This is a genomic window from Mesorhizobium sp. WSM4821, from assembly GCF_055901555.1.
Genome location: NZ_CM148371.1, coordinates 2589280 through 2614412, shown reverse-complemented (window position 1 = coordinate 2614412; position 25133 = coordinate 2589280). Strand labels below are relative to the sequence as shown.

Genomic DNA, 25133 nt, shown 5'->3' with positions numbered 1-25133 from the left:
GTTAGGGACTGTGCCACGTTCGCATGACGGAATTCCAGCGCTGCGGCAAGGGTCTGCCGCAGCAATGTTCAGATCGTGAAGCTGGAACCCGACGCGATGAGAGGCAGCCGCCTGCTCAGAATGGATTCCAGGTGGCTCGCTGGGTAAGCTTGAGATAGCCGAGATTGACGCCAAGTCGGGCGCCGACGCCGGTCCGGATCGGCACGAGCAGCATATTGTTGTTCTTCATCACGGTGAAGCCGACGCCGGCCACGATATAGGCAGAACCGGCAACGCCGCCGAAACGATTGTAGAGGCTGTTCACATCGTCGAGATTGTAAACCAGCATCATCACCCGCGACCCCTCGCCGCCGAAATCCCAGCCAAGTGACGGCCCCTGCCAGAACACTTTATGATCGCCGGCGTTCTTGGTGTAGAGCGTGCCCTCGCCATAGGTCAGGCCACCGATCAGCGCACCCGAGCCCTCCTCGCCAAGCAAATAACCATTGGGCAGACCGTAGGAGGAGAAGATCTTCTCGACGACGGTGGCGAGCCCGCCCGACGTCGCACCGAAGAATTTATGACCGGAATCGACGATCTCCTGAGCGGTGTATTCCTGGGCCCGAGAAGCCGAGGTTGCAAAAACGACCAGGCCCATGAGAGCGATCGCCATTGAGATGACACGGAAAAAAGTCCGGTCAGAGATGACACGGAAAAAAGTCCGGTCAGAGATGACACGGAAGAAACTCCGGTCGTAGTATCGGGAAAACATGCTTCCAATCTCCGTCAGGGAGCACTTTCGCCGACGCCTCGCACCCGTGCGGCTCTTTGGCGGCCGTTAAGGATGACTGTTACGGGCAAACTATGCCGTAATCCTTTTTCAACCATTAAGCTTTCACATGAAGATGGCGGTTAGAAGGCTGGTTTCGCGTCGCCCGCGCAGTATCCGTACCTGTGTGAACACACCATTTTCGATAATGACAATTCCGGGATTTGTTGCTGCACGCTCAGGCGCTGTGTATTCAGTAGGCCGTGGGAGAGAGCGTGATTCGCATGGACAGGCATGATCATTGATCGCCCGGCCATTTCTAGTGAAATTTGCAGGGACTTTCGCCTATGGCTGAGCTTTTCACCCTTTCCGCACCCGATCTCGCGGCGCTTTTGTGTAGCCGGGTCTGCCACGACATCATTTCACCGGTCGGTGCCATAAACAACGGGCTTGAGCTGCTCGATGAAGGTGGCGCCGACGAAGACGCCATGAAATTGATTCGCCAAAGCGCCAGAAACGCTTCGGCCCGCCTGCAATTCGCCCGCATCGCGTTCGGCGCAGCCGGTTCTGCCGGCATGATGATCGACACCGGGGACGCCGAGGCCGTTGCCATCGCCTTCCTGAAGAACGAGAAGCCGGAACTGGTCTGGAACGGAACCCGCGCGCTGTTGCCCAAGAACAAGGTCAAGCTGCTGCTCAACCTCATTCTTGTCGCCAACGCCGCCATTCCACGTGGCGGCAAGCTTGCAGTCACACTTGAAAACCTGGACACCGAACCACGCTTTGCGCTCGCCGCGAGCGGTCCTATGCTGCGCGTGCCGCCCAAATTCCTGGAACTCCATTCCGGCCATAAGCCCGAGGAACCGATCGACGCGCATTCGGTGCAGCCCTACTACACGCTGCTTCTGGCGCGCGAAGCCAACATGACGATATCGATTCACGCGACCGCTGAAGAAATCGTGCTTTCCGCCGCCTGAAGTTTACCAAGCTGATTGAAAAGAACAGATGAGCATTATTTCAGGAAATACTTATTAAGACACCGTACTCGAACGCGATGAGCCTCCGCGCCTAGATCGGCCTAAAGCATCGACGAAGAAACCTACGTAAAAGCCGTTCTTGCAAAAAATTTTACGCAATGGCTTTTCGGCTTCTTTACCGGATGGACCTATGCTGCCTCTCAGTACGGTAACGCTGCCGGATTGCCGCATGGCAAAGGGGGCCGGAAATGAAACGCTGCATGTTCGTCGACGATTCAAGCGTCATCAGGAAGGTTGCAAGACGCATCCTGAATGGGTCCGACATGCTGGTTATCGAAGCAGCCAGCGGGCTTGACGCGGTCGAGATGTGCGCCGCCGACATGCCGGACATCATCATCGTCGACGGTGCCTTGCCGGACATACAGGCGGTGGACGTCATCCGCCGCGTGCGCGCCATGGAAAGCCCGGTTCGGCCCCAGATCCTGATTTCGCTGGTTGAGGTCGACGCCGCTTCGATCATGCGGGCAAAGCGCGCCGGCGCTCAAGGCTATTTGCTGAAGCCGTTCAACCGGCCGCAACTTCTCGAGTGCTTTCGCAGCTTGAAAACGGCCGCCTGACTCGACCGACCGGGCGCGCACATCGCTCCAATACATCATAAACGCAAAATCCGGCCGAAGCCGGATTTTTGTCGGAAAAACCGATCGGGGTAGGCGTTGCCGGCTCAGGCGCTGACGCGGATATCTTCCGGCTCGCGCAGCACATAGCCGCGGCCCCAAACCGTCTCGATGTAATTCTGCCCGCCGGAAGCGGCGTCGAGCTTCTTGCGCAGCTTGCAGATGAAGACGTCGATGATCTTCAGTTCCGGTTCGTCCATGCCGCCGTACAGGTGGTTGAGGAACATTTCCTTCGTGAGCGTGGTGCCCTTGCGCAGCGAGAGCAGCTCCAGCATCTGGTATTCCTTGCCGGTCAGATGCACGCGCTGGCCACCGACCTCGACGGTCTTGGCATCGAGATTGACCACCAGGTCGCCGGTGGTGATGACCGACTGGGCATGGCCCTTGGAACGTCGCACGATGGCGTGAATACGGGCGACCAGCTCGTCCTTGTGGAACGGCTTGGTCATGTAATCGTCTGCGCCGAAGCCGAGGCCGCGTACCTTGTCCTCGATGCCGGCCATGCCGGAGAGGATGAGGATCGGCGTCTTCACTTTGGAAAGACGAAGTGTTCTCAAGACCTCATATCCCGACATATCAGGGAGATTGAGGTCGAGAAGAATGATGTCGTAGTCGTAGAGCTTGCCTAGATCGACACCCTCTTCGCCAAGGTCGGTCGTATAGACATTGAAACTTTCCGATTTCAGCATCAGCTCGATGCTTTGTGCGGTTGCACTGTCATCTTCTATCAGCAGAACACGCATTTCATTCCCCTTTTCTGCTGCCGGACCATTTCACGACCCGTCCAGGACCGGAGCAGTGATTGCCAGAGCAGAGGCTGCCATCGAATGGTTAACAAAACCTAATTCCGTGCCGATGACGGTATCAGATTTTTTAACCCCTTTCTACACCTTGTTGAATCTAATAACGAATCACAGGACCAAACCGCTAATGCAAAACATTAATAAGCCAGACTAAGTGACTCTTCGGACTCGCCGGCCGTGCTTCCGCGTCGAGAGCCGGAATTTTTACCCGGCCTTAAGTCCTGAGCCGTATGATTAACAATGCCCGTAAACGAATGGTTACCGCCGGCAAAAAACTTTAGGAGTTTGTTTCCCATAGTTCCGGTAAAGTCGGTGGAGACGGGTGAAGCCTGCGTTTGCCAGGTGGTTTGGACGATATGTGCAGGTGTGCGTTTCCAGGAGTACCGAATCATGAAGTCACGTGAAAACCTCGTTCGGCTGAAGCAATTTCAGGTGAACGAGAAGCGGCGGCAATTGCTGCAACTCGACATGATGATCGCCGAGTTCGAGCGCATGGCTGTCGAACTGGAGCTACAGATCGCCGCCGAAGAAAAGAAAGCCGGCATCACCGACATCAACCATTTTGCCTATCCGACCTTCGCCAAGGCAGCGCGCCTGCGCCGCGACAACCTCAGAAACTCGCAAGGCGACCTCGCCCAGCAACGAAGCGTTGCCGAATCACTGCTCGGCGAGGCCGAAGCGGAACTTTCCAAAGCGGAAATGCTCGAATCGCGCGACACCAAGATCCGTGACGCCGAGACCGGCGGCCGCAGCGCCATGATCGGCTGAAAACAAGGCTTTAATGCCAATCAAACGCCCGGCGATCAGGGCGTTGTTTGTCCGAGACGTCGCCGCTCGTTGGTCGAGCAGCCACGGTCTCACGCCTACGCTGCCAAATCCCCTCGTGTTCCGCGGACCGCCGTGCCCGGGCGTTCTTGATCTCAGGCGCATGCCGCTCCGACCGGGATCTCACCGGGATCTCATCTGATTGAGCAGCCCCGTCAGGATCTGGCCGAGGTTCGGTCAGTTCGTACTCGACCCGCGGCGGGATAACCGGAAAGATCTCGCGCCGCACAAGGCCATCGCGTTCGAGGACGCGCAGCGTCCGCCTCGGCATTTTCGGGGTGATGCCTTCGAGCTTGCCCGCCAGTTCACAGTTGCGCACCCGACCCGGCGCAATGCGCAGACCACCAGATAGACCCCTTTCTAGCCACCAGGCCGATCGGCAAGGTGGTGCTGACGGGTCTGAGGCAGAGAGAACCGTTCCGGCAAGAAACAAAAAGGGCGCGGATTGTCGCGCCTTTTGACTTACTCGAACCAGCCCTAATGCCGATATTGCTGGATGCGCGTCGTACGAAGCCCGGCAAGGCCATACTCGTCGATAGACGCCTGCCAGGACAGGAATTCCTCGGTGGTCAGCTTGTAGCGCTGGCACGCCTCTTCGAGGCTCAAAAGCCCGCCGCGCACAGCCGCCACCACTTCCGCCTTGCGCCGGATAACCCAGCGACGTGTGTTCGTAGGCGGCAGGTCGGCAATCGTAAGGGGGCTGCCATCCGGCCCAATAACATATTTGACTCGCGGTCTAACAAGATCGGTCATCGTACTCTCTACAAAAACTCAAAGACCCAATCCACACCACCATACCGCCACAGCTTTAAAATTTGCCTAAGCAGACCCTAATAGCTAGGTAAGGATCATGAACGCCGCGTTAGTCTTTTCGTCGGCATTTGAGATATCTGGCCGCAAGCGTCGAATCCGTTCAAAAAAATCGGCCGGTCCGCGAAGCTGGCGCACCTGGAAAGCTTGACCTATATTCCTGCCATTGGCATTCAAGCGCCGTGCATAACGAAAGAACCATGAACAGCCTCGATCTTCCCGGACGTCCCGAAAACACCCGCATCGTTGTCGCGATGTCGGGCGGCGTCGATTCGTCGGTCGTTGCCGGTCTTTTGAAGCGCGAAGGCTATGATGTCGTCGGCGTCACGCTGCAGCTCTACGATCATGGCGCGGCAACACACCGGGCCGGCTCGTGCTGCGCCGGCCAGGACATCGACGATGCCCGCCGCGTCTCCGAGACGCTCGGCATCCCGCATTATGTGCTCAATTACGAGGAGCGCTTCCGCAAGGCGGTGATCGACCCCTTCGCCGAGAGCTATGTGGCCGGCGAAACGCCGATCCCTTGCGTTTCCTGCAACCAGACGGTCAAGTTCGCGGACCTCCTGGCGACCGCCAAGGAGCTCGGCGCCGACGCGCTGGCGACCGGCCATTACATCCGCTCCGGCGCCAACGGCCCCCATCGCGCACTATACCGGCCGGTCGATGCGGACCGCGACCAGAGCTATTTCCTGTTCGCCACCACACAGGCGCAGATCGACTATCTGCGTTTTCCGCTTGGCGGCCTGTCGAAGCCGCAGGTTCGTGCCATTGCCGAGGACATGGGGCTGACGGTTGCTGCCAAGCAGGACAGCCAGGACATCTGCTTCGTGCCGCAGGGCAAATATTCCGACATCATCGCCAAGCTCAAGCCGGCTGCCGCCAATCCGGGCGACATCGTCCATATCGACGGCCGCGTTCTCGGCCGCCATGAAGGCATTTTGCGCTACACGATCGGCCAGCGCCGCGGCATCGGCGTCGCCTCGGGCGAGCCGCTCTACGTCGTCCATCTCGACGCCGACCGGGCCCGCGTCGTCGTTGGCCCGCGCGAGGCGCTGGAGACGCACAAGATCTATTTGCGCGACATGAACTGGCTGGGCGACGCTGCGCTGTCCGACATCCCGGCGGCCGGGCTGGAGCTTTTCGCCAAGGTCCGCTCGACGCGCCCGCCTCGCCCGGCCGTGCTGCATCACAGCGCCGGCATCACCTCAGTGCAACTGGTCGACGGCGAGTCCGGCATTGCGCCGGGTCAGGCCTGCGTGCTCTATTCCGACGACGGCAACGAGGCCCGCGTGTTCGGCGGCGGTTTCATCGAACGTTCCGAGCGTGGCGCCGAGGCAGAGGCGATGCTGACGCGGCTGGCGGCCCGGCCAGCGCAGGTTCCCGCCGAATGATCCCGATTCTACCGGGACAGATCAGGCTTTAGCTCGGCGGCACTTTTCTCTCAGGAAGACGATCCTGTGTGGGTAACCGTGCCCGCTGTCAGGATGCGCAGCACCCTGATGGCTTCCTCGCCGCTGGTGCGCGGTTCCGCCCGCGTTTCGATGCATTGGATGAAATGCTCGAGCTCTCGCGTCAGCGGCATGCCCTCGCCCACCGCCACATAGGACGGCTCGTTGGTGGTGAAGGCCCATTGGCCGCTGTCTTGCCATACCGCGTGCCGGTAGACGGCGAGCTTGCGCTCCCATGGTTCGACATCGTCGAACACCGCCATCGCCTTGGTGCCGACCACGGTCAGCCGTCGTTCGCGGTAGGGATTGAGCCGCGACGCGAAGAGATGGCTGCGCAGACCGTTGGGAAAGCGCATGTGCAGATGCGCGAAATCGCTGAGATTATCGAGGAGCGCTGCTCCCTCGCCGCGCACCTCGATCGGTTCGGTGCCGGTGATGGCGAGGATCATCGACAGATCGTGCGGCGCAAGATCCCACAGCGCGTCGTTCTCGGTGTGGAACTTGCCGAGCCCGAGCCGGTGCGAATGGATATAACGGACCTCGCCGAGCTCGCCATTGTCGATCAGTGCCTTCAACGTCTCGAAGGCGGGATGAAAGCGCAGCACATGGCCGACCATGAAGACGCGGCCATTGTCGGCCGCTGCCTTCACCGAACGCTCGGCATCCGCCACCGTTAGCGCAATCGGCTTTTCCACCAGCACGTCCTTGCCGCCCTGGACGGCTTGCACCGCCATGTCGGCGTGGAACTGCGGCGGCAGTGCCATGACGATGGCGTCGATGTCGTTGTGGACAAACAGCGCCTCCGGCTCGATCGCCAGGCAATCGTGTTCACTGGCGAACCCTTCGGCACGGGCACGGTTGACGTCCGAGACCGCGTGCAGCGCGCCGAGCGCCTTGAGTGTGCGGATGTGGTTGCTGCCCCAGTATCCGCAACCGAGGACTGCAATGCGCGGTTTCATCAATTCCAACTCTAGAATTTCGTGGCCGAGACATAGCGGCGCGCCCCGTCGAACTCAACCCCGGCATGTGCGCTCGAATGTCTGCCCGGCAAAGCTTTTCGGCGATTGGAGCGACATGCATCCACTTGGACGCACAAAGTGCGCGTCTTCTTTGAATCTTCGCATCGTGCCTTTCGAACCGAAGGTCAGCGCAGCAAATCGATTCAATGCGTGAGCATGCCCGGCATGCCGGCTGCATCGATGCTTGACAGGCTTGCCGTCCCAACCTTATATCCGCCCGACCTTGGCGAGCGCTTCGATATGCCTTCCGATTTAAGGCGGATTTCGGGCCTTTCGCCGCCCTGGCGGGGTAGCTCAGTTGGTTAGAGCACGGGAATCATAATCCTGGGGTCGGGGGTTCAAGTCCCTCTCCCGCTACCAAAAATCGAGTAAGTTATTGAAATAACTAGTAAATCACCCACCTATGGTAGCGCTTCCGGACAAAATTCCTCAACAATTTCAATGCTGCACGACTGAGCTTAACAGGATGCTCATATCCGTCACGAGCAGTCATTCGGGCTGCGGTCCGAGCGCGGTCGACGGTGAACGGCGACGGCTTGTGGTTGAGTATGCGATTGCTAGATTGCTACATGCATCACTGGCAGAGGAGCGTCCCAGCGGCTGCTTCCCTTGCGGTGCGGTCCTAGACTGCTCCGCCTCAACCGGAGAAGCAGCCCATGGATACCCCTGTTGTGCCTTTCGCCTCGATCGGCATCGATATTGGCAAGGAAGTCTTCCATTTCGTCGGCTTTGGCACTGACGGGTAAGATCGCGTTCCGCCGCAAGATCAAGCGGCTGGCCCTCGTCGATACCTTCAAAAAGCTTGAGCCGTGCGTTGTCGGCATGGAGGCCTGCCTCAGCGCCCATTTCGTCAGCCGTGCCCTTTGCCGACCTCGGTGGGCCCGCCACGACGGCCGGATTGTTAAGGAAGGGCGGGCGGCGAGTGAGCCGAGGACGCTTTATGAGGCCTTGCGGAAAATCGATCTGCCGCTGGACCGCATCGTGCTCGAAGCCTGCTCGCTGGCGGCCTGGCTTTATGACGGTCTTCGCGTCGAACGATTGCCGGCCATTTGCATCGAGATCCGACTGGCCAATGCGGCGATGAAGACTATGCCCAACAAGACGGATCGGAATGATGCCCGCGCCTTGGCGCAGATCATGCGCACCGGCTGGTAGCGACAGGTGCATGTGAAGAGCCAGCAGTGTCGGCTCTGGCGGTCCCTCCTCGTCGCACGACGCACGGTCCTCAATGAAATGCGATCCATCGCTCGGCGAGTTCGGGCGACTGACAAAGCAAGTCCTCAACATCGCCCGCAAGGAGCAAGTCTGTCCGTGCCCGGTGTGGGACCCATCACCGCGCTCGCCTTTCGTGCCACGGTCGATCAGCCGGACCGCTTTCGCCGATCGAGGGATGTCGGAGCGCATCTGGTCTGACCCCGGCACGCTATCAATCAGAGACGGACATTCAGGGCAAGGTAAGCCGATGCGGTGACGAGCTCGCCCGCACGGCTCTCTATGAAGCGGCTCATTCGCTGCTTGTGCTCAGCAAGAAATGGTCGTGCCTCAGAGCGTGGGGTATGAACGTCACCAAGCGGCGCGGTATGGCCCGAGCCCGAGTTGCTGTTGCCCACAAGCTCGCTGTCATTCTGCATCGCATGTCGAGCGACGGGACAGAATTCCGCTTCGGCAAGGCACGCGGCCCGTATCAGCATGGAATAGGGACAACAGACCAACGTAGGAGGAGTTGATTCCGCCCGAAAGGGCGTGATCCGGATCGTTCCCGTGAGGACGATGGGCAAGGCGATCTCGTTAGCAGGCACGATCCTGGGACGAACTCTCTCAAGGTCGTTCAACAGATTGGGACGCCTCGCTCTACTGACCCCATCATGCGGCGGCCTAACGTCGACCGCGAAGAGAAGCGAGTGACCCGCCGCGGGGCGACATGGTCCGGAAAAATACCAGGAGGAGCTTGACCTCAACGACCCCAATCAGAGAAGCCTGCTAGAGACTAGAGTTATGGACGGCTATTCCGCTCGGCACCTTTCTGATAGACTGTGTTTCGCTGGTTAGTTCGAACGTTGAGAACAACCATGTTTGCGTCTTCAGGTCGACAGTGGTGCCTTTTCCTGTTGTTTCCATTGCTGGTGGCGACGCCGATCGCCAGCAATGCTCAGGAGAATAGCGGCGGCTCGCCGACCGACCCCTTCCTCGAATTGGATCCGTCGTCGTTCGATCGAATATTCGGCGAGGCCCTTCGGCGCAAACCGCCGCCGCCCTCGCCCGCGACTTCACCGGAGATGCTGGCCAACAATGTCACCGAACTGCGTGTCTTCCTGACGCAGGAGCCCGGAGTGGTGGTGGGAGAGATCGCGACTACCGGCCCATCGACCCTCACGGAATTCCCGGTGGCGCTGGAGGATGGACTCGTCACCTTTCGCGACGACGGCGCCGAGCCGGATCGAGAGAAAGGCGACGGTGTATTCACCGCGCAGTTCAAGTTTGACGCCACTGGGGAGTTCGCTGCGCTGCGCGCCGACCTGGCGGCGACGATAGACGCTTTAGGCGAGCAACAGCAGAATACCGGGTTGATACGGCGCGGGCCCCGCGACATCGTCACGACCGCCGCCGCAGTCAGCGATGCCGAGCTCAAGATGGTCGGCCCGCTTTTCGAGGCACGCAAAGGGTTGGAGTGGGCACGGGGCCTGCGGGACAGCCAGGATCCGGACCCGCTGCGCGCGGCGCAAGGGCTGGAGATCAATATCGGCACAACACCGTTCCTGCGCCTGCCGGGGCCGCGGTTCCACGAGTTGCTGCCGCAGCGCTTCAGGGTCGAATACCTCTTCGATCTTCCGATCTTCCCGGGGTTTCCACCCCCGCTGCCCACCGCCATTGACCATGAGCGCTCACTGCTGATCACTGCAACGGATGTGGTCGAAGACAGCGCGCGCAGCTTCGATGCCTGTAGCGGGCTTGGGTCGCCGGGCGGCGCGTGGAGCTTCGGTCATCTGATGCGCGAGCTGGCCAATGGCACCGGCCTCACACCGGAGGAATTCACCCGACACTGGCTATCGAGCTGGCAAATTCCCCAGGAGGCCAACGGCTGGATCGTAACCGAGCCAGCGCGCGCCATGCGGCTGCAATCGCTTGTTATCGACAATTGGCGGGCCTTGTCGCCCGGCGGCGTTTTCAATGTCGACTATTTCCCGGCGCGACTTCTCGCCATCGTCAATCGGCCCGACCTTGCCGATCGCATCGGCTATGGAACCGCCGGTAGCGCCGGCGAGGGGCGCTTGGTGTTCGGGCTGGTCTACCACGATCCAGCCTCCAATAGCTGCAATCCGATGAACTTCACCGTCATCTTCGAATACGGCATCGCTGCCGGCTCGTGCATGGAGGTCAAGGCGTGGCATCGGGGCTGGAAGGATCTCGACCAGTTCACCGTCGGCAGTGCCGCTTACAATCAGGCGCTGGAATCCATCACCCGCACCTTTACCGATCACGGATCGAATCCTGGCCAGCTTCCCAACATGAGCTCACTCAGTCAGCTGAGGACCAACGAGACCGTGCTGAGTGTCCCCTGGCAGCTGCGCGAGTTCCGCATGCAGCAGGACGGACTGCTCGATCTGGTCACGGTCAAGCAGACGCCTGACAATCAATTCAACAGCAGCGCGATCCTGCGGACCTATCTCGGGATCAACGAGGCCGCCATCCTCGATGATCGGCATGTGGTTCCCGAGCGCTTTCCCACTATGTTCGATCGGTTCCTGGGCGCCGTGTCCAACACGGATGTGAGTAGCTACTTCTGGTGGGTTCCCAATCCCAGCACCACTCTCGCGGAACCGCTCGAGACGCGCCGCAAGTTTTCGCTCGCCACTTGCAACGGGTGCCACAGCGGCGAGACCGCAACCCAGTTCACCCATATCGGCACACGCGACATGGCCACGCCCGCGCAGCTCTCGGGATTCCTGCTGGGCGAGGACATCACGGTACCGCAAGGCGGCGGCACACATCACTATGAGGATATGACCGAGCGCGAGATCGCAATGTCCAACCTGCTCGGACGCTCGTGCCTCCTGCTCCTGGGCTTTCGACGCTTGCCCTTCGTTCACTGAAGGCGTGCCCCCTTGCTAGTATTGTGCCTGGAATGATACTTTGATGGGCCACGCTGGATTGTCCTGCCGGGGCGCGGATCAACAATTGATCAGCAATTGCGTTTGTCACCGAGGGGTCGGACGCGCGCGGTGTACTATGCTTCTCCTGCGGCGGGTATGGCAGGGAAATGCCCTTTGCCATGTTCGGACAAGAGTGAAAGCAACCGACGGCCAAGCCCGGCCCGAGCTTTAATCCTGCTTGAATTGTTTATTTGAGGGAGAAGGGAAATGGCCAAGCTCAAGATGTTCCAGGGTAACAATCCAGGTGGGAACATCCCAAACCAGCAAGGGTACAGGAATGTTGCGACCGGCGTGCTCAACAACCTCGCCGCTTTTCGGAACGCCTCCACCACGGACCGATCTGAATTGCTGAAGCAATATGCAACCCCCGCGCACAAGATTTTTCAGCAGACCAGAAGTCCAATACAAGACGTTGAGATCAGCAAAAACAATTGTAAGATAAGCATCTATAATGACGAAAGGAAAAAGCCCGCGGTAAATTTCGGTAAGCACAAAATGGTGTTGCCGGAGATGCAGACAGGAGACCCTCCGCTGGACTCCAATTACCTCGCCCCGTATGTGCAAGCGATCGTTGCCCTGTATGGTGCGACTGGGGGCGGTACGCCAGCCCAAGTAACGGCCGCGTGCGAGTTCCTGTTCGGGATCATGCTGCTCACACGCTGCCGATAAGAGTGGCTAAACCAGCAACGTCACCTGGTCCTCCGGGTTCGGGAGGACGGGGCTGAGGTCTGGGTGATCGGGTGCCAGCAGTCGCTTGCGGGCAAATCGCGGCTTGAAATGGCAAAGGTCGGGCGAGATCGCCCTGACTGCCGGCACGCCCACGACGTCGCGGGTCATGTCGGCAAACCATAACGCAACGTCCGCGCGGGCACAGGCCTCTAGAGGCGCACCGGGCGATAGCGTCTTGTTCTTTGTTGCTGGGGAATGCTTCACCGCGTGCGCGGCATCAAGCGGCGGCAATGCCATCGTCACCGCTTGTCGCCACGCCGCCCAGCTAGCGGTGGGACCCAAAGCGCGCACCGTGGCGAGGGAGAATTCCATCTGCACCATCTCGGTGAGAGCCGCCGCTCCCGCCTCGCGCATAGCAGGTCGCGCGGCGAATCCCAGCGCGACGTCGCTGCCGTCCGGCTCAGAGGACGCGGCGGCAGCCACGGGCACTCCGAGGTCGCTGGTGATGTCGAAGAGCCATGTGTCCCGCTCGCGCTCGCCGAGCCACGTAACCAGCCCGCTCGCGTCGTCGAGCAGCGCGAGATCGATCAGTGGCCTGCGCCTCCGGCCATACCACCAGCGCGTACTGGCATCGCTTTCGATCAACTCCAATAACGCGGCGTGTCTGGCGCTCTCGATATCGGCACCGCAGGCGCAGCCATTGCTGTCGCCGATCGCCACCGCGCTCTCGTCGCCCGTTTCCTTGCGGCCGATAAAGGCGAAGTCGGCAGGAACATAGGCTGCTGGCCCGCCATATGCATCGTCGACCGCGAGCCAGTCGATCGGCGTGGCCGGATCGCGGCGCGGCGGCCGCCAATCGAAGCTGCGATGCCGTTCGTTCCACGCAATGCGGTCGCCGAGTTGGGCAGCAGTAAAGCCGTTCAGCACCTCGGGCGAGAGCACGACGGGTCCGATCTCTTCGTCACGCGCGCTGACGAGTTGTTCGTCACCCCATTCCGAGCATGACACGAGTTCTGCGGCTTCGCGGAGTGCGCTTGTCCGAGCGCCCGTCGCGGTGAAGCCTCGCCCGCTTGCCATTCGCCCCGGCACCGGCCGCGCTGCGCGCGGGAAACCTGGTATCTTGAACAGGGCGGCGCCCGGTATCGCGATCGCCAGGCGGACAGGGCCACGCTGCGGGAGCTCAACAGCGTTGAAAAGCTCCTCAAGCTTCCGCGCCGACCTGTCTTTCGCGGTCATATTCTCTCCCTTTGTCCCATATGGTGCAATTACATCGACATAACCGGTCAACCGCGCCACAATACCTGGGGACCATGTCGTAAGCTGGCCACGATGCAAATTGAAGCCGAATCGCCGGCGCTGAAGGCGATCCTGTTCGCGGATCTTGCCCAATACAGCCGCTTGACGGCGGCAGGTGAACTCGCAGCAATTGATCTTGTCACCCATTGCTTTTCGCTGTTCAAGGACCATTGCCCGCAGCACCGCGGAGAATTCGTCAAGACGACGGGCGACGGTGTACTGGCCCTGTTCGATAGCGTTTCCGACGCGCTCAACTACGCGGTCACGATGCAAGACAAGCTTGCGGCCCTAGCCGTGGAGCAGCCCGCTGCTGGCCGGTTTAGGGTTGGACTCCATATGGGCGAAATCCGCCGCCATACAGGCGACGTCTATGGCCATGCTGTCAACCTCGCCGCCCGTGTGCAAACGCTAGCCACACCCGGCAGCATCTGCGTCACTGAGGAGGTCTACCGCGCGGCGCGCAGCACCACCGACTACGGGTTCCGCTTCGCTGGCCGCCACGCCCTCAAGAACATGCCTGAAACGATGTCGTTCTACCATGTGATTCCACATCACATGTCCCAGGACAAACCCGGCCCCTCGCAATTCTCGATCTCCGTTATGGGTGGGCTTGCTGTCCTAGATAACGATGGCGAGCCCGTCGCCTTGCGGTCGCGCACGGCGCAGGCACTCATCGGGTACTTGGCGCTCTCGACAGGCTTCAGGGAATTGCAGGACAGGATTGCAACGCTTCTGTGGCCCGAGCGTACACCAGCCGAAGCGAGGAGCGCCCTGACCGGTGGTCTGCGCATTGCGGCCAAGGCTCTTTCCGGCGAGTCAAAGAATTCGGGACTGCGGCACGGCAACCACGTGAGCCTAGATCCCGCACGCGTGATAGTTGATATCAACCGAATCTTCACGGACCTCAGCGAAGGCAAGGTCGACGATACGCTGCTCGAGCGGTCGGATTGGACCGAGGCGATTCTCTATGGCTTCGAATCGGTCAGCAGCCTCTATGGTGCCTGGCTCCGCGTGGCTCGCCACAACCGCCGGAACCGGGCAGAGGAAGCGCTGGAAAGCCTGCTGAGCCGTTTCGATGCGAGCGAGCCGGTCATCCGGCACGCGGCAAGTGCTTTGCTCATGCTCGAGCCATCCCATGAAGGCGCGGCACGTTGTCTGATGCGCCACCATGCGTTCAATCAGAATGTCGCTGCCGCGCGGCGCGTTTACAACAAACTCGCGAGCACCTTGCGCCAAGACTATCAGCTGGAACCCAGCGTCGAAACCACTGCGCTCGCCGCCAGTTTGGCGGACCCCACGCTCCCCCGTCAGCCCGAAAAGCCATTGCAAGGCCGTGCACCGATCATCGCGGTCTGCACTTTTGTGAGCGAGAGCGATGCCGTTGCCGCTTTCGCGTCCGGCTTCCGGTCCGAACTGATTATCAACCTTTCGAAATTCCGAGAGTTGACGATCCTTGACATGCAAGATGGCCGCGACGCCAGTGATGCTGACTATCAGCTCAAGGCCGATTGCCGTGGACTTGGCAACCAGTGCGCGCTCTTCGTTTCGCTCGAAGAGAGAATGGCGTCCCGAGTCGTGTGGAGCGAACCGTACAGGCTCACACTTGCAAACTGGCACGCTACGCAACGCCAATTGGTCAGTCGGCTTGCCTCAAACCTGGAGATCTATCTCTCCCAAGACCGCCTTGCGCGTGCGCTTCAGCGGCTGCCCGAAGACTTGGACGTCTATGACGCGTGGCTGCGCGGCGAACACTTGCTCCTACGCTGGTCAGCAAAAGCAGAAGATGAAGCCGAGCGGCTGTTTGACCAGGCGATCATCGAGGATGCGACGTTCGCACCGGCACACGCAAGCCTCGCAAGCGTTTATAATTCGCGACATTTCATAAGACCCGGCTGCCCGCGCGACGCGCAGACCCAACAGCGCGCGCTCGCTCTGGCGAGGCGTGCGGTCGAGCTCGACCCCCTCGACGCGCGCAACCACATGGTCGTGGCCTGGTCGACGGCGATGGTGCAACGCTTCGAGCAGGCCGAATTGCACTTCGAATTGGCCACCGAGCTTAATCCGAGCGATCCAAAGGTCATTGTATCGGCTGCGTTAGGGTTGGCTTTCATGGGCCGCATGGATCTGGCAACCAAATTGACCGCCCATGCTCTCGAGCTGACGCCACTATTTCCAGACTATCAGTGGTCCCATCTGGCAACCACGCGCTTTCTCGCCGGTGACTATTTGGGCACGATCGAGGCCGCTGAGCGTTCGCAGAACGTGATCATCGATACGCCGGGATGGAAGGCGGCAGCGCTCGGCAAGCTCGGCCGCCTCGAGGAGCGGGAGGCAGCGCTGAAGGAGTTGCTGCGCGCGGCGGAAGCTGCCTGGGCCGGACCTGCCAACCCGTCGAGGCGGGACATCATCCAATGGTTTCTCGGCGCCTTTCCGATCCGCCGCACAGAAGACCGACTTAAGCTGGCGGCTTCGTTAGGACGGTTTTAGGAGGCTAGTCGTCGCCCGGGAAATTGCTGGCCTGCGTTCCCGTCGTCCGCGTCGTCGTGACCGGCATGCGGCCGGTGCGCCGCCGTCTGGCGGCCGGACGGCTGTTCGATGTCCCGGTCAGGCTGGGCTGGCGGGAGAAGCGGATGTCAGCTCGGGGAATGAAACCGGTCCCGATGACGGCGTAAAGGAGCAATCCCATTAAAAAAAAGCTCTCGCAAAGTCGGCCCGGTTGGGAGAATATTAGTGCCTTCTAAATAGTGGAGAGAAATGAAGAGAACCTGCGCGACAGGAGTTCTGATCTTGGCTCTGGCTTTTGGCGGTCCGGCGTGGGCCGATACAGTCAGGGTGGGATACACTCCGGAGGCCTACCCGCCCTTTTTCTCGCAGGATGCTTCAGGCAAATGGGGAGGATGGGAACTCGAAATCGTCGACGCGCTCTGCGTGGAGGCTAAGCTCGACTGCGTCCTGACGCCGACCGCATGGGACGGCATCATCCCAGCCCTCACGACCAAAAAGATCGACATGATCGCGGCGTCCATGTCGATAACCGAAGAACGGATGAAGACGATCGATTTCTCCGACCGTTACTACAAGTCGCCGGCCGAGGTAGTCGCGGCCAAGGGATCAGAGATCAGCGCTACGCCGGAAGGCCTGAAGGGCAAGATTCTTGGAGTCCAGGTGTCCACTACCCATGAGGCTTATGCCCGAAAGCACTTCGCTTCGGCAGTGGCCGAGATCAAGGGTTATCAGACGCAGGACGAAGCGTTTCAGGACCTCGCGGCAGGAAGGGTCGACGCCGTGCAGGGTGAAGCTATCGCGGCGGAAGGCTTCTTGGCCTCAGACCAGGGAAAGGCCTGCTGCGAGGCGAAGGGCAACGTCGTTGACGACCCGGAGATACTCGGCCTCGGCGCCGGCTTCGGCTTCCGGCAGGACGACAACCCTCTCAGAGAGAAGATCAACGCCGCCATCAAGGGCATCAGGGCAAGCGGCAAGTACGACGAGATCTCGAAGAAATATTTCACTTTCGACATCTATGGCGATTGACGAGGTGAGATCTGACTGCCGACTTCGACAAAGTTGCCCCGGTCGGAAGAACCGGAAATCGCCCGATCCGGACTTCGCAATTTGACCGCTCCACAGTCGGCATTGGGGGTCACTGAACGACCCACTCGCGGGAGGGGCGCGGGGTTTGAGGCGTGAGCTTCGTAGGCCGCGTCGGTGAGACTTTAATCGATCAGGGGTGACGGACGGCCATCGGCCTCCGAGCATGAAGTGTCAACCTTCAGCTTGAGAGGAGCATCCGATAAGCTTACTCATGCCCATGCCGCCGGCCGGCTGAGGTTCTTCGGCGACAATGCTGGCCTCGGCGACAAGCGCGCCTTTGCTGCCTTCCTGGCACCGCTCAAGAAGAAGAACTGGTTCGCCTACGCCAAGCCGCATTCGCCGGACCCGAGACCGTGCTGGCCTCCTGCCGCGCTATACCCACCGCGTCGCCATCTCCAACAGCCGGTTGATCGCGCTTACCGAGGCGGGCGCCACATTCCGAGTCAAGGACTACCGCTGCAATGGCAGCGAGCGCTACCGGACCATGACGCTGGAAGCGGGCGAGTTCATCCGGCGCTTCCTGCTCCACGTGCTGCCCAAAGGCTTCCATCGCATCCGCCACTATGGGCTGCTTGCCAGTGCGCACGCCGCTGCGCCTTTGCTCATGCCATGCCTGTTAAAGCACTTTGACCCGTGGCCGCAACTCCGCGCTTCGCCAACGTGCCGTGGAAAGGCCTTACCGTTTTTTCCGGCGGGGCTTTGACCAAATCGCGACTATTAGTGATTTACGCTGTAACTCGCTGCGGAGGTTGGAGTCAGACTTATTTGGGCTGATTAAGAAGTCAGCAAACTAACTCGGTCACAGCACTGTATTGGCGATATCTCTCTACTAACACGAACCTTGGCCGTTTCTTAGGTCGTACCTATCCTTTTGCACGCCTCCCCACTATCCAAGCACTGGCAGAACGCCTTGTCTTTCTCGGTCCGGCGGAAGAAAGCCAAGTGGCACGGGCAGCCGCCGTTCACCACGGCACGCCTACTCAATGACGCCACCTTTGACCGCGCAGCGGCAGATGATCGGCACAGGCAGCCGGACATCCTCCCAACTGGAACGCCTGCCGCCTGTGCCGAGCCCCCGCTAAGCCATCCCGAACATCCACGAACGAGGCCGGGTTGTCGTTACCTTCGCATCCTAATACTTATCTTGGCGTACATATCTCACTCGGTGCGGCGCACTTGCGAACCCTGAGCGTCAGAAGCCGACAATGAAGCCGGACTGATTGCGATCGGCACGGTGCCGAGCGTCACAGGCGCGAGGGACTTAACAACTGACATGATCATTTTGAGATCCTCCCCAGCTCCCGTCGGTCAACATTCAGTCCTTGGGGTCGCAGGTGCCGTTCGAAGGTCCCGTCCGCGCGCCGCTGCTTGTCGAAGCCGCGATGTAAGGCTCGATCGCGCGCTCGTGGACCAGCTAAAGGGGATCTCGGCCGTGGCGTAGCCACTGCCGGCGGCCCACCGTTTCGGGATCGAGGCCGAAGCGATCCTGGTGCGCTCGATTGTCGTGCCGGCCGCGCCTGCTTCCGCATGACGGATGGCGCGGCTTCGCAAAGCGCACATGATTTCGTCACGTGAGATGCCGACGTCGCCAAGAACGTCATCGGGTAAACGGCTCAACTGGTCCGTTGCCGACAAGAGAGCTTTTCGTTCGGCGCGGAGGCGTAACCACCTGCGAAATGGACCAATGGCGGCAGCATGAATTATAATCATGATCAGATCGTCCCTTCATTGATCTGAATTGACCGGTACGGAACGGCGCGAACGGCACTCCGGGCGAGAGCGTCAGCCGTCCGCGAGGCAAGTTAGGCGTAGTGGTCGATGGATTGGTTTTTCCGCGGCGTGCCCATACGGCGGGCGGTGGCTGGCCCCGGGCCACGCATGTAATAGAGCTCCGGGCGATAGCGCGGCGCGACGAATTTGCGAAACCCCGCAGCAAGTTTTGTGACGGGAGCCAAGAATTTCATGACTGTTCCCTTTCCCTTCGCCGGCTTGCCCACGAGCCGGCGGGCCTGACGTTGCAACTAGGATATGACAGTCGAACCAGGCTTGGCTGTGGGAATTCCCACACCGGGGAAAACATTGGCGAAATCCGCTCCCGGTTTGCATCCCGGAAAGCGGGGCCTGCGGCCATTAAATTTCCTTGGATATGGAGTAAGGTGAAGTACACTTGATTGAACAAGAGACCGTTGTGACAGGCTCTCTGGCCTTCATCTCAAGACTTTGCGATGCCGACCTCGCCGCGCTGACCAAACGGTGGCACGAGCGCAGCTATCGACACAACGAGCTAATCATTTCCCACGGCGACACTGGTCGCGATGTCTTCTTCCTGCTGGAAGGACGGGCTCGCGTGACACTGGTTTCAGCGGACGGCAGGGAGATAGCGTATCGCGATGTCGAACCGGGTGACATTTTCGGGGAGCTCGGAGGCATTGACGGGATTGCACGCTCTGCCAGCGTAGTCGCGCTGGAGGCAACCCGCGCTGCACGGCTGTCGGGCACAGCATTCCGGGATATCGTGATGACCCACCCGACTTTTGCCTGGATGCTGCTTGAGCATCTGTCTGCCCAGCTCCGACGCATGACCGAGCGGGTATTCGAATACAGCACTCTGGTCGTGCGAAAACGGCTGATCGTCGAGCTCCTGCATCGGGCGGAGAAAGCCGCACTCGTGGACGGCGAGGTGTCCATAAGCCCGGCACCGACGCATTCCGAGCTGGCGGCAACGATGAGCACGCACAGGGAAGCGGTCTCGCGCGAAATGAGCGACCTCGCCAAGAGGGGCCTGATCGAAAAGCGCGGCAGCAGGTTATTGCTGCATGACGTCTCGGCACTACGGGCGCTGGTCGACAAGAAGGAATAGCGAAGGCTGTCGCTGCGGCGGGGGGCGTTATCCCCAGCCTGCTTGCAGACTTACAAGGGCGGATCGAAGGGTGAAGCCGCATGGACGTTAAATACCAAATCTTCGTCAGCTCGACCTACGCCGATTTGGTGGACGAAAGACGGTCGGTCATCGAGGCCGTTCTTAACCTCGGGCATATTCCTGTGGGGATGGAGGCATTCCAAGCCAGCGACGACACTCAATGGGATTACATTAAGCGGCGCATCGATGACAGCGACTACTACAGTACTCATCGTCGCAGAGCGGTACGGCTCAGAGTTGAAAGGTAAGAGCTACACCCAGATGGAGTACGAGTACGCCGTCGCCCAAGGCGTGCCTACTGTTTTTGCTCGAAGGCGGTGCTCGCAAGACGTGGGCCGCGGAAAAGGTCGAGTTCGATAAAAAGGCCAAACTCGAGAGATTCCGAAAGCCGTATGAAAAGAAGCTCGTCAAATATTGGCGCAACAAGGACGATTTGGCGGGTAAGGTTGCGATGGCTATTCGACGTTGTGACCGTGGTCTGAGCGGCGGCCCGCCCTTAGTCTTTGCAGCTGTTAAGCAAACGGGGGTTGCTTCTCTATTCGGCGTGTTGAAGTCAAGCGCTTGTCGAGCTTTCCGCTTCGCCGGTGCGTGACGTCTTTCGCGGGGTCATGCTTCTCTGCGGGATCGGCGCTCGGCCGTCGCCTTGATGGGGATCAGAAGAATGAGGCGGAACAATCTCGGAAGCGTCCTGATCGTTTTGATGCGACCGGTACTGCAACCCTCGCGAACTCACCTCATTCATCGTCCCGCGAAGGACGCTCTTTCCACCCGGCTGGTGGAACCTTATGGGGTGATCCTTGTCACGCTCGCTCTGCGATCATGTTTTCATCTCCGTGTTTGGCCGTCCCCGACCTGGTTTCGGCTCGGCCGGCGCGCGCAGTGGTCGGTCAAGGGTGGCCGAAGGTCAGCGCGCCGCGACTTGCCCTTGACGGGCCCACTGCGCGCGCCGGCAGGCTGCAATGGTCGGGCGCACAATCAGGCGGCCTTCGGCATGATGTCTTGTCGCGTCCAACGAAACTCTGTGCCGTCGCGCCACATGCGATGCATGATCACCGCCAGCCGGCGAGCCAATGCGACAATGGCCCTCTGTCGGCCGCGCCGCCTAGCGACATTCATCGCCCACGCCCTCAGCCACGACCATTTCGTCACGCGCGTTAGCAGGGTCTGCGCGGCTTCGTAAAGCAGCGTTCGCATCATGCCATCGCCGCAGCGGGAGATCCGGCCGATGCGGCGGCTTTCGCCCGACTCATGGAGCACCGGCGTCAGCCCCAAGATCTGTCCGACCGCCTTGGAGTTGCGGAAGCGGGCCGGAATGTCGATGGTCGCGGTATAGGCCAGCGCCACCACCGGACCGACGCCCGGTATCGTCGTCAGCCGCCGGCAGACCTCGTTATCCTGGACGATCGCCAGAAGCTTGCGGTGAAGCGCGGCAAAATTCTCGCGCAGCTTGCTGCGCGCCTCGAGCAGCGGCTCGACGATTTCGGCCAGATCGGGCATCCCTTCGGTGAGCTCGCGGATGCGGGGCTCGAACTTGACGGCGCCGACCATCCCAACCTTGAGACCGAAGTTGCGCAACAGCCCGCGGATGTCGTTTTCGATGGCGATCGCCTTATCCTGCAAGAGTTTGCGCGCCATCAGCAGGGCCCGGCGCTTCTGGCTCGTCAGCGTCTTGACATGGACCGGGCGGAACAGGTTGACCCGCATCATCTGGGCAATGCCACGGGCGTCAATGCGGTCGGATTTGTTCGGCTGCGCCTCCAGGAAGGCCTTGGTGTGGCGGGTCTCGATGCAGATCACCGGCAGGCCGGCTTCGGCCAGGCCGCTGAACAGCCATTGCGACAGCGGCCCGGCCTCGAGGCCGATCCGCTCAAAGGTCCAGGCAGGATCCGAGAGCACCCGCACAAGATCCTCGGGATGGCTCGGCACCTTCATCTCCCGGCAGATCTTGCCTGTTTCGTCGACAATGCAAATTGCGGTCTCTTTTACGGAGACATCCAATCCGGCATAATGTTTCATGCTGCGCTTCTCCTTCTGATGCTTGTGGCTGTTCCAACAGACCCACGTCTTAACCATCAGCTCGAAGCGCAGCACCTTCAACCTATCCACCATGCATTGTCGCCCGAAGATGAGGCTCAAGCCGAATACCCCATCTCGGATGGGCCGAGCCGAGCCCCAAGCGAAGAAAGGACGGGCCATAGAGCAAGATAACGTAGCGCCCGGCCTTGACGGCAGGGGGCGGCAGCCCCGGATCAAAAGACAAAAGGTTGCACGGGCCGAAACGGCCCGTTCAGTTTACGGCCTGAAAGGCCGTTGTTTGCGCGAGGGATGGAATCCGGATGGCCGAAATCCCGGCGTAGCGTGGCGAAGCCGGAGTTCGGTTTACGAGAGCCGGTCCTGCGTAGCTTCAGCGAAGCAGGTACGCGCCCGCATTCCGGCCCCGTAATCAGGTTCGGTCGCTGTTCCGGTTTTTGCCGCGCCCCATTGCGCCTTCCCTGAGGCCATGCGAGGTCACTGCGTACGGGAAAGCTGGCGTTGGGGTAGCTGAAGAGGTGCGGCGCAATCGGGGGAAGTTTAAGATAGCTGCCAAGGCCGGCGGGCGTCATGACGGCGGTCTTCATGCTCCTGATCCGCGGTGCGTTCTTCTGAGAGTCCAGGCACTTCATGAGGTTGAAGTCCCTCGTCAGAAAGCAGAAAAGCCCGTGCTTGTCGGCGGTGCGTATGTGCCATGCGTCCTGGCTGTTTTTCCGGCCAAGAACCGCCACAAGAGAGGCATAGTCAGGATCGCTTGTCTCCTTTTCCTGCAGCCGCTGGCGTTTCTGGTCTTCGGCGCCCGGAAGCCCCATCCGTGACGGTCCAAGAGTGGGGAAGGCGATGCCGTCGATGCTCTCCATCCTCACCCCTTCGAACAAATTGTGATCGCAGTAGCCGTAGCCGCGGAACCGCCCGGGGGGCTGGTAGAATCTCTCGTCGTTTAACTCTGCTGACGAATACAGCGTGACATGATCATGGCGCGCGAGAGAAATGAGGCCGGGCAGATAGCGGACATGCTCATACTCACGGGCTGCCGAGTCGGTAGCGTGTATGGAAATGCGCGCTTCGTAACCGGTCTTGATCGTGTGCGGCCCCCACAGCTTGTCCCCCGTGGAAATCCAGGCGGTTTCATGGGCGGTGGCATGACCCAGCACGGTATTGTCGACGAGGACGCCGATCGGTCCTGTTTCTTTCAGGAAACGCCGCGCACGATACGTCGAAAAATCGGCGAGCCGCTGCGAAACACGCGGCCGGTATTCGAAGCGCAGATGCTCCAGATATCGTGAAAAGCGATTCATCGACCAATTTTAGCAGACCCGCCGTTGGCAATAACACATGCATTATCAGAATTTGACAAGTTGATAACATATAAGCTATTGCATGAGCGTGTCTGAATAATGAAAGGTTATCAAAATGCGCCCGCAGGAACGCGCCACAGCCAGACGCCAGCTCGACAAGAGGCTCAGCCCCTTGCGAACCCAGGAGGGATTCGCAAGGCCGCCGCGCGGCTGGATCAAGGCGATCCGCGAAGCCCTCGGCATGACGACGGCACAGCTCGGAAAGCGGCTGGGCGTCAGCCAGCCGCGCGCCGTCGCCATCGAAAAAGCCGAAAGCACCAATGCGATCACGCTCGATTCGCTTGAGCGCGCCGCCCGGGCGCTGGACTGCGACCTCGTCTATGCGCTGGTGCCTCGCAAGCCGCTCGAAACCCTTACCGAAGAACGCGCCCTCAGGCTGGCAAGGCGCCGCGTCAAGCCTGCCCACCACACAATGGCACTTGAAGCACAAAGCGTCGATCCGGAAGCCGAGGAAGAGCAGATCAGGCAGCTCGCAAGACGCCTGCTGGAAAAGCCCGGCTCGGCGCTGTGGGATGACGAGGCGTCATGACCGATCCGCTCCTCGAACAGGATGACGCCGCAACGCCGCTCAGCCCTGAAGAGCGCGAAGGCCTGATCCCGGCTTACATCACCCTGCGCGGCGAACTGAACGAAGCCGAACAGGCGAACATCCTCGAAGCGGAAGAATGGCCGTTCGCCCGCAAACGCGACGTGCTCAGCGAAAAATTCCTGAACGACCTACACAAGCGGATGTTCGGGCGCGTCTGGCGCTGGGCCGGCAGCTACCGGCACTCAGACAAGAATATCGGCGTCGATGCCTACCGCATCCCCACCGAACTGCGACAACTCATCGATGACTGCCGCTACTGGATCGATCACGAAACCTACCCGCCCGATGAAATCGCAGCGCGCTTTCACCACAAACTCGTATGGATTCATCCCTACCCCAACGGCAACGGCCGCCACGCACGGCTCGCGACCGACCTGCTGCTCGTCAGCATGAATCGCCCCCGCTTCTCCTGGGGCAGCGCCAGCCTCGTCGATCCCGGCGAAACCCGCCAGCGCTATGTCGAAGCCCTGCGCGCCGCCGACAATCACGATTTCGGCCCGTTGCTGGAATTTGTCCGGTCCTGAGGGGCCAGATTCCACCGCTTGCCACGTCGTTACCTGGCAAAGCTCATCGACTCTACGTCGTTCTCGACAAACCGGTCCATGAGAATGTCACGCGCTTCCCGCTCCGCCGCCTTCAGCAGCGCGAGTACGCACCATTCCCTAAAATAGGTGGACACAATCCGTTAAACCCCCAAGATGCCGCGGCCTATTTCAAGTGCTGTCGCCCGGTACTGGACCGGGTGTTTGTGACCGGCGACGAAGTGACGGCGGGAGGGCTGATCATCGCAGGCGTGGTGACGGGCTTGCAGGTTCGCATCGAGCGCCGCGCTCCTACCATTGTGGAAGGAGAGGCGTTATGACAGTCGCCTATCGAAAACCGGTCGCTCGTCGTCTCGGTTGGAGGCTTCGCCGCGAGCATCGCGGCGAAGCCGATCGAACATTTTCCGGACCGGCGCGCAAATATTGAGCTCGACGAGCTTGCAGCGCGTCTCAATGACTTTGCGGCCCATGTCGAGGACCTCACCGGCTTAAGCACCGCTAGCCCCTTTTCTCACCGCACCCGGCGTGGGCCCGTGATTGACCGCTCGGGCGGCGGTTCGGCGCTCTGGCTTTAATTTGAGACGCTCGTCCATAAGGTTGCACTCCTGCCAAGGCACCTTTGCTCTCCTCGCAAAGGCTGGAGTGTAACCGATTGGACTGCACCCCTTCCACTGCCGATCAG

24 protein-coding genes, 1 tRNA gene and 2 pseudogenes are annotated in these 25133 nt (G+C 60.4%); 16 read left to right on the top strand and 11 right to left on the bottom strand.

Features of this window, described 5'->3' with window-relative positions; genetic code table 11:
- Positions 1-115: 115 nt before the first annotated feature.
- Positions 116-652 (bottom strand): DUF1134 domain-containing protein, encoded by a 537-nt coding sequence (locus AC0NID_RS12545; protein WP_473456031.1) that lies wholly within the window; start codon positions 650-652, stop codon positions 116-118.
- 443 nt (positions 653-1095) lie between these two features.
- Between AC0NID_RS12545 and chpT the strand changes: the two genes are divergently transcribed.
- Both chpT and AC0NID_RS12535 read left to right on the top strand, forming a co-directional pair.
- The gene (chpT, locus tag AC0NID_RS12540; RefSeq protein WP_126034453.1) at positions 1096-1725 is read left to right on the top strand and encodes a histidine phosphotransferase ChpT; all 630 of its coding nucleotides are present in this window, start codon (positions 1096-1098) and stop codon (positions 1723-1725) included.
- Between the two features lie 248 nt (positions 1726-1973).
- A complete protein-coding gene (locus tag AC0NID_RS12535; RefSeq protein WP_473456032.1) occupies positions 1974-2342 on the top strand; it encodes a response regulator in 369 nt (122 codons plus the stop codon).
- Between the two features lie 104 nt (positions 2343-2446).
- On the opposite strand, the gene ctrA is transcribed toward AC0NID_RS12535, so the two are convergent.
- Positions 2447-3142, bottom strand: coding sequence for a response regulator transcription factor CtrA (ctrA, locus tag AC0NID_RS12530; protein WP_006203583.1), 696 nt, complete (start codon positions 3140-3142; stop codon positions 2447-2449).
- Positions 3143-3592: 450 nt separating this feature from the next.
- Between ctrA and AC0NID_RS12525 the strand changes: the two genes are divergently transcribed.
- Complete coding sequence (locus tag AC0NID_RS12525) at positions 3593-3970, top strand: flagellar export protein FliJ (RefSeq protein ID WP_473456036.1); 378 nt, start codon at positions 3593-3595, stop codon at positions 3968-3970.
- Positions 3971-3980: 10 nt separating this feature from the next.
- On the opposite strand, the gene AC0NID_RS12520 is transcribed toward AC0NID_RS12525, so the two are convergent.
- A complete protein-coding gene (locus AC0NID_RS12520; RefSeq protein ID WP_473456052.1) occupies positions 3981-4298 on the bottom strand; it encodes a winged helix-turn-helix transcriptional regulator in 318 nt (105 codons plus the stop codon).
- A 206-nt stretch (positions 4299-4504) separates the two neighbouring features.
- Positions 4505-4780: a CtrA inhibitor SciP gene (sciP, locus tag AC0NID_RS12515; RefSeq protein WP_006203587.1), complete on the bottom strand. Its 276-nt coding sequence runs from the start codon at positions 4778-4780 to the stop codon at positions 4505-4507.
- 257 nt (positions 4781-5037) lie between these two features.
- Here sciP and mnmA point away from each other — a divergent pair, with 257 nt between their 5' ends.
- Complete coding sequence (gene mnmA / locus AC0NID_RS12510) at positions 5038-6228, top strand: tRNA 2-thiouridine(34) synthase MnmA (protein WP_473456037.1); 1191 nt, start codon at positions 5038-5040, stop codon at positions 6226-6228.
- Between the two features lie 50 nt (positions 6229-6278).
- Here mnmA and AC0NID_RS12505 read toward each other — a convergent pair whose 3' ends face one another.
- A complete protein-coding gene (locus AC0NID_RS12505) occupies positions 6279-7244 on the bottom strand; it encodes a Gfo/Idh/MocA family protein (protein ID WP_473456039.1) in 966 nt (321 codons plus the stop codon).
- A 343-nt stretch (positions 7245-7587) separates the two neighbouring features.
- Between AC0NID_RS12505 and AC0NID_RS12500 the strand changes: the two genes are divergently transcribed.
- The 4 genes and pseudogenes from AC0NID_RS12500 (at position 7588) to AC0NID_RS12485 (ending at position 12124) form a co-directional block, all read left to right on the top strand.
- Positions 7588-7664: transfer RNA gene (locus tag AC0NID_RS12500), tRNA-Met, on the top strand.
- 531 nt (positions 7665-8195) lie between these two features.
- Positions 8196-9031 (top strand): annotated as a pseudogene (locus tag AC0NID_RS12495) (IS110 family transposase); the annotation flags it as partial.
- 381 nt (positions 9032-9412) lie between these two features.
- Positions 9413-11395, top strand: a complete 1983-nt coding sequence (locus tag AC0NID_RS12490) for a choice-of-anchor X domain-containing protein (protein ID WP_473456040.1) — start codon at positions 9413-9415, stop codon at positions 11393-11395.
- A gap of 267 nt (positions 11396-11662) precedes the next feature.
- The gene (locus AC0NID_RS12485) at positions 11663-12124 is read left to right on the top strand and encodes an ATP-binding protein (RefSeq protein ID WP_126043216.1); all 462 of its coding nucleotides are present in this window, start codon (positions 11663-11665) and stop codon (positions 12122-12124) included.
- A 6-nt stretch (positions 12125-12130) separates the two neighbouring features.
- Here AC0NID_RS12485 and AC0NID_RS12480 read toward each other — a convergent pair whose 3' ends face one another.
- Positions 12131-13360: a YcaO-like family protein gene (locus tag AC0NID_RS12480; RefSeq protein WP_473456041.1), complete on the bottom strand. Its 1230-nt coding sequence runs from the start codon at positions 13358-13360 to the stop codon at positions 12131-12133.
- Between the two features lie 93 nt (positions 13361-13453).
- Here AC0NID_RS12480 and AC0NID_RS12475 point away from each other — a divergent pair, with 93 nt between their 5' ends.
- Complete coding sequence (locus AC0NID_RS12475) at positions 13454-15907, top strand: adenylate/guanylate cyclase domain-containing protein (protein ID WP_473456042.1); 2454 nt, start codon at positions 13454-13456, stop codon at positions 15905-15907.
- A 4-nt stretch (positions 15908-15911) separates the two neighbouring features.
- Here the strand turns inward: AC0NID_RS12475 and AC0NID_RS12470 are convergent, their stop codons facing one another.
- Positions 15912-16106 carry a hypothetical protein gene (locus tag AC0NID_RS12470; protein ID WP_473456044.1) on the bottom strand — a complete coding sequence of 65 codons (195 nt, stop codon included), beginning with the start codon at positions 16104-16106 and terminating at the stop codon, positions 15912-15914.
- A gap of 68 nt (positions 16107-16174) precedes the next feature.
- Here AC0NID_RS12470 and AC0NID_RS12465 point away from each other — a divergent pair, with 68 nt between their 5' ends.
- Both AC0NID_RS12465 and AC0NID_RS12460 read left to right on the top strand, forming a co-directional pair.
- Positions 16175-16951 carry a transporter substrate-binding domain-containing protein gene (locus tag AC0NID_RS12465; RefSeq protein WP_473456045.1) on the top strand — a complete coding sequence of 259 codons (777 nt, stop codon included), beginning with the start codon at positions 16175-16177 and terminating at the stop codon, positions 16949-16951.
- A gap of 261 nt (positions 16952-17212) precedes the next feature.
- Positions 17213-17714: pseudogene (locus AC0NID_RS12460) on the top strand (transposase); the annotation flags it as partial.
- A 1099-nt stretch (positions 17715-18813) separates the two neighbouring features.
- On the opposite strand, the gene AC0NID_RS12455 reads toward AC0NID_RS12460, so the two are convergent.
- Complete coding sequence (locus AC0NID_RS12455) at positions 18814-18975, bottom strand: hypothetical protein (protein ID WP_473459509.1); 162 nt, start codon at positions 18973-18975, stop codon at positions 18814-18816.
- 224 nt (positions 18976-19199) lie between these two features.
- Between AC0NID_RS12455 and AC0NID_RS12450 the strand changes: the two genes are divergently transcribed.
- From AC0NID_RS12450 to AC0NID_RS12440, 3 genes are all read left to right on the top strand, one after another.
- Positions 19200-19871 (top strand): Crp/Fnr family transcriptional regulator, encoded by a 672-nt coding sequence (locus AC0NID_RS12450; protein ID WP_029356805.1) that lies wholly within the window; start codon positions 19200-19202, stop codon positions 19869-19871.
- An 80-nt stretch (positions 19872-19951) separates the two neighbouring features.
- Positions 19952-20179 (top strand): DUF4062 domain-containing protein, encoded by a 228-nt coding sequence (locus AC0NID_RS12445; RefSeq protein ID WP_473459562.1) that lies wholly within the window; start codon positions 19952-19954, stop codon positions 20177-20179.
- Between the two features lie 56 nt (positions 20180-20235).
- A complete protein-coding gene (locus AC0NID_RS12440) occupies positions 20236-20523 on the top strand; it encodes a hypothetical protein (protein WP_473459560.1) in 288 nt (95 codons plus the stop codon).
- 383 nt (positions 20524-20906) lie between these two features.
- Here AC0NID_RS12440 and AC0NID_RS12435 read toward each other — a convergent pair whose 3' ends face one another.
- Both AC0NID_RS12435 and AC0NID_RS12430 read right to left on the bottom strand, forming a co-directional pair.
- Complete coding sequence (locus tag AC0NID_RS12435; RefSeq protein WP_473457474.1) at positions 20907-21947, bottom strand: IS110 family RNA-guided transposase; 1041 nt, start codon at positions 21945-21947, stop codon at positions 20907-20909.
- Between the two features lie 233 nt (positions 21948-22180).
- Complete coding sequence (locus AC0NID_RS12430) at positions 22181-23260, bottom strand: hypothetical protein (protein WP_473459325.1); 1080 nt, start codon at positions 23258-23260, stop codon at positions 22181-22183.
- 115 nt (positions 23261-23375) lie between these two features.
- Here AC0NID_RS12430 and AC0NID_RS12425 point away from each other — a divergent pair, with 115 nt between their 5' ends.
- Both AC0NID_RS12425 and AC0NID_RS12420 read left to right on the top strand, forming a co-directional pair.
- Positions 23376-23849, top strand: a complete 474-nt coding sequence (locus AC0NID_RS12425) for a mobile mystery protein A (protein ID WP_473459323.1) — start codon at positions 23376-23378, stop codon at positions 23847-23849.
- Entirely contained in the window at positions 23846-24433 is a 588-nt protein-coding gene (locus AC0NID_RS12420; RefSeq protein ID WP_473459321.1) for a mobile mystery protein B, read from the top strand. Before AC0NID_RS12425 ends, AC0NID_RS12420 begins: the two co-directional genes overlap by 4 nt.
- A gap of 29 nt (positions 24434-24462) precedes the next feature.
- On the opposite strand, the gene AC0NID_RS12415 is transcribed toward AC0NID_RS12420, so the two are convergent.
- A complete protein-coding gene (locus AC0NID_RS12415; RefSeq protein WP_473459319.1) occupies positions 24463-24588 on the bottom strand; it encodes a hypothetical protein in 126 nt (41 codons plus the stop codon).
- Between the last annotated feature and the right edge of the window lie 545 nt (positions 24589-25133).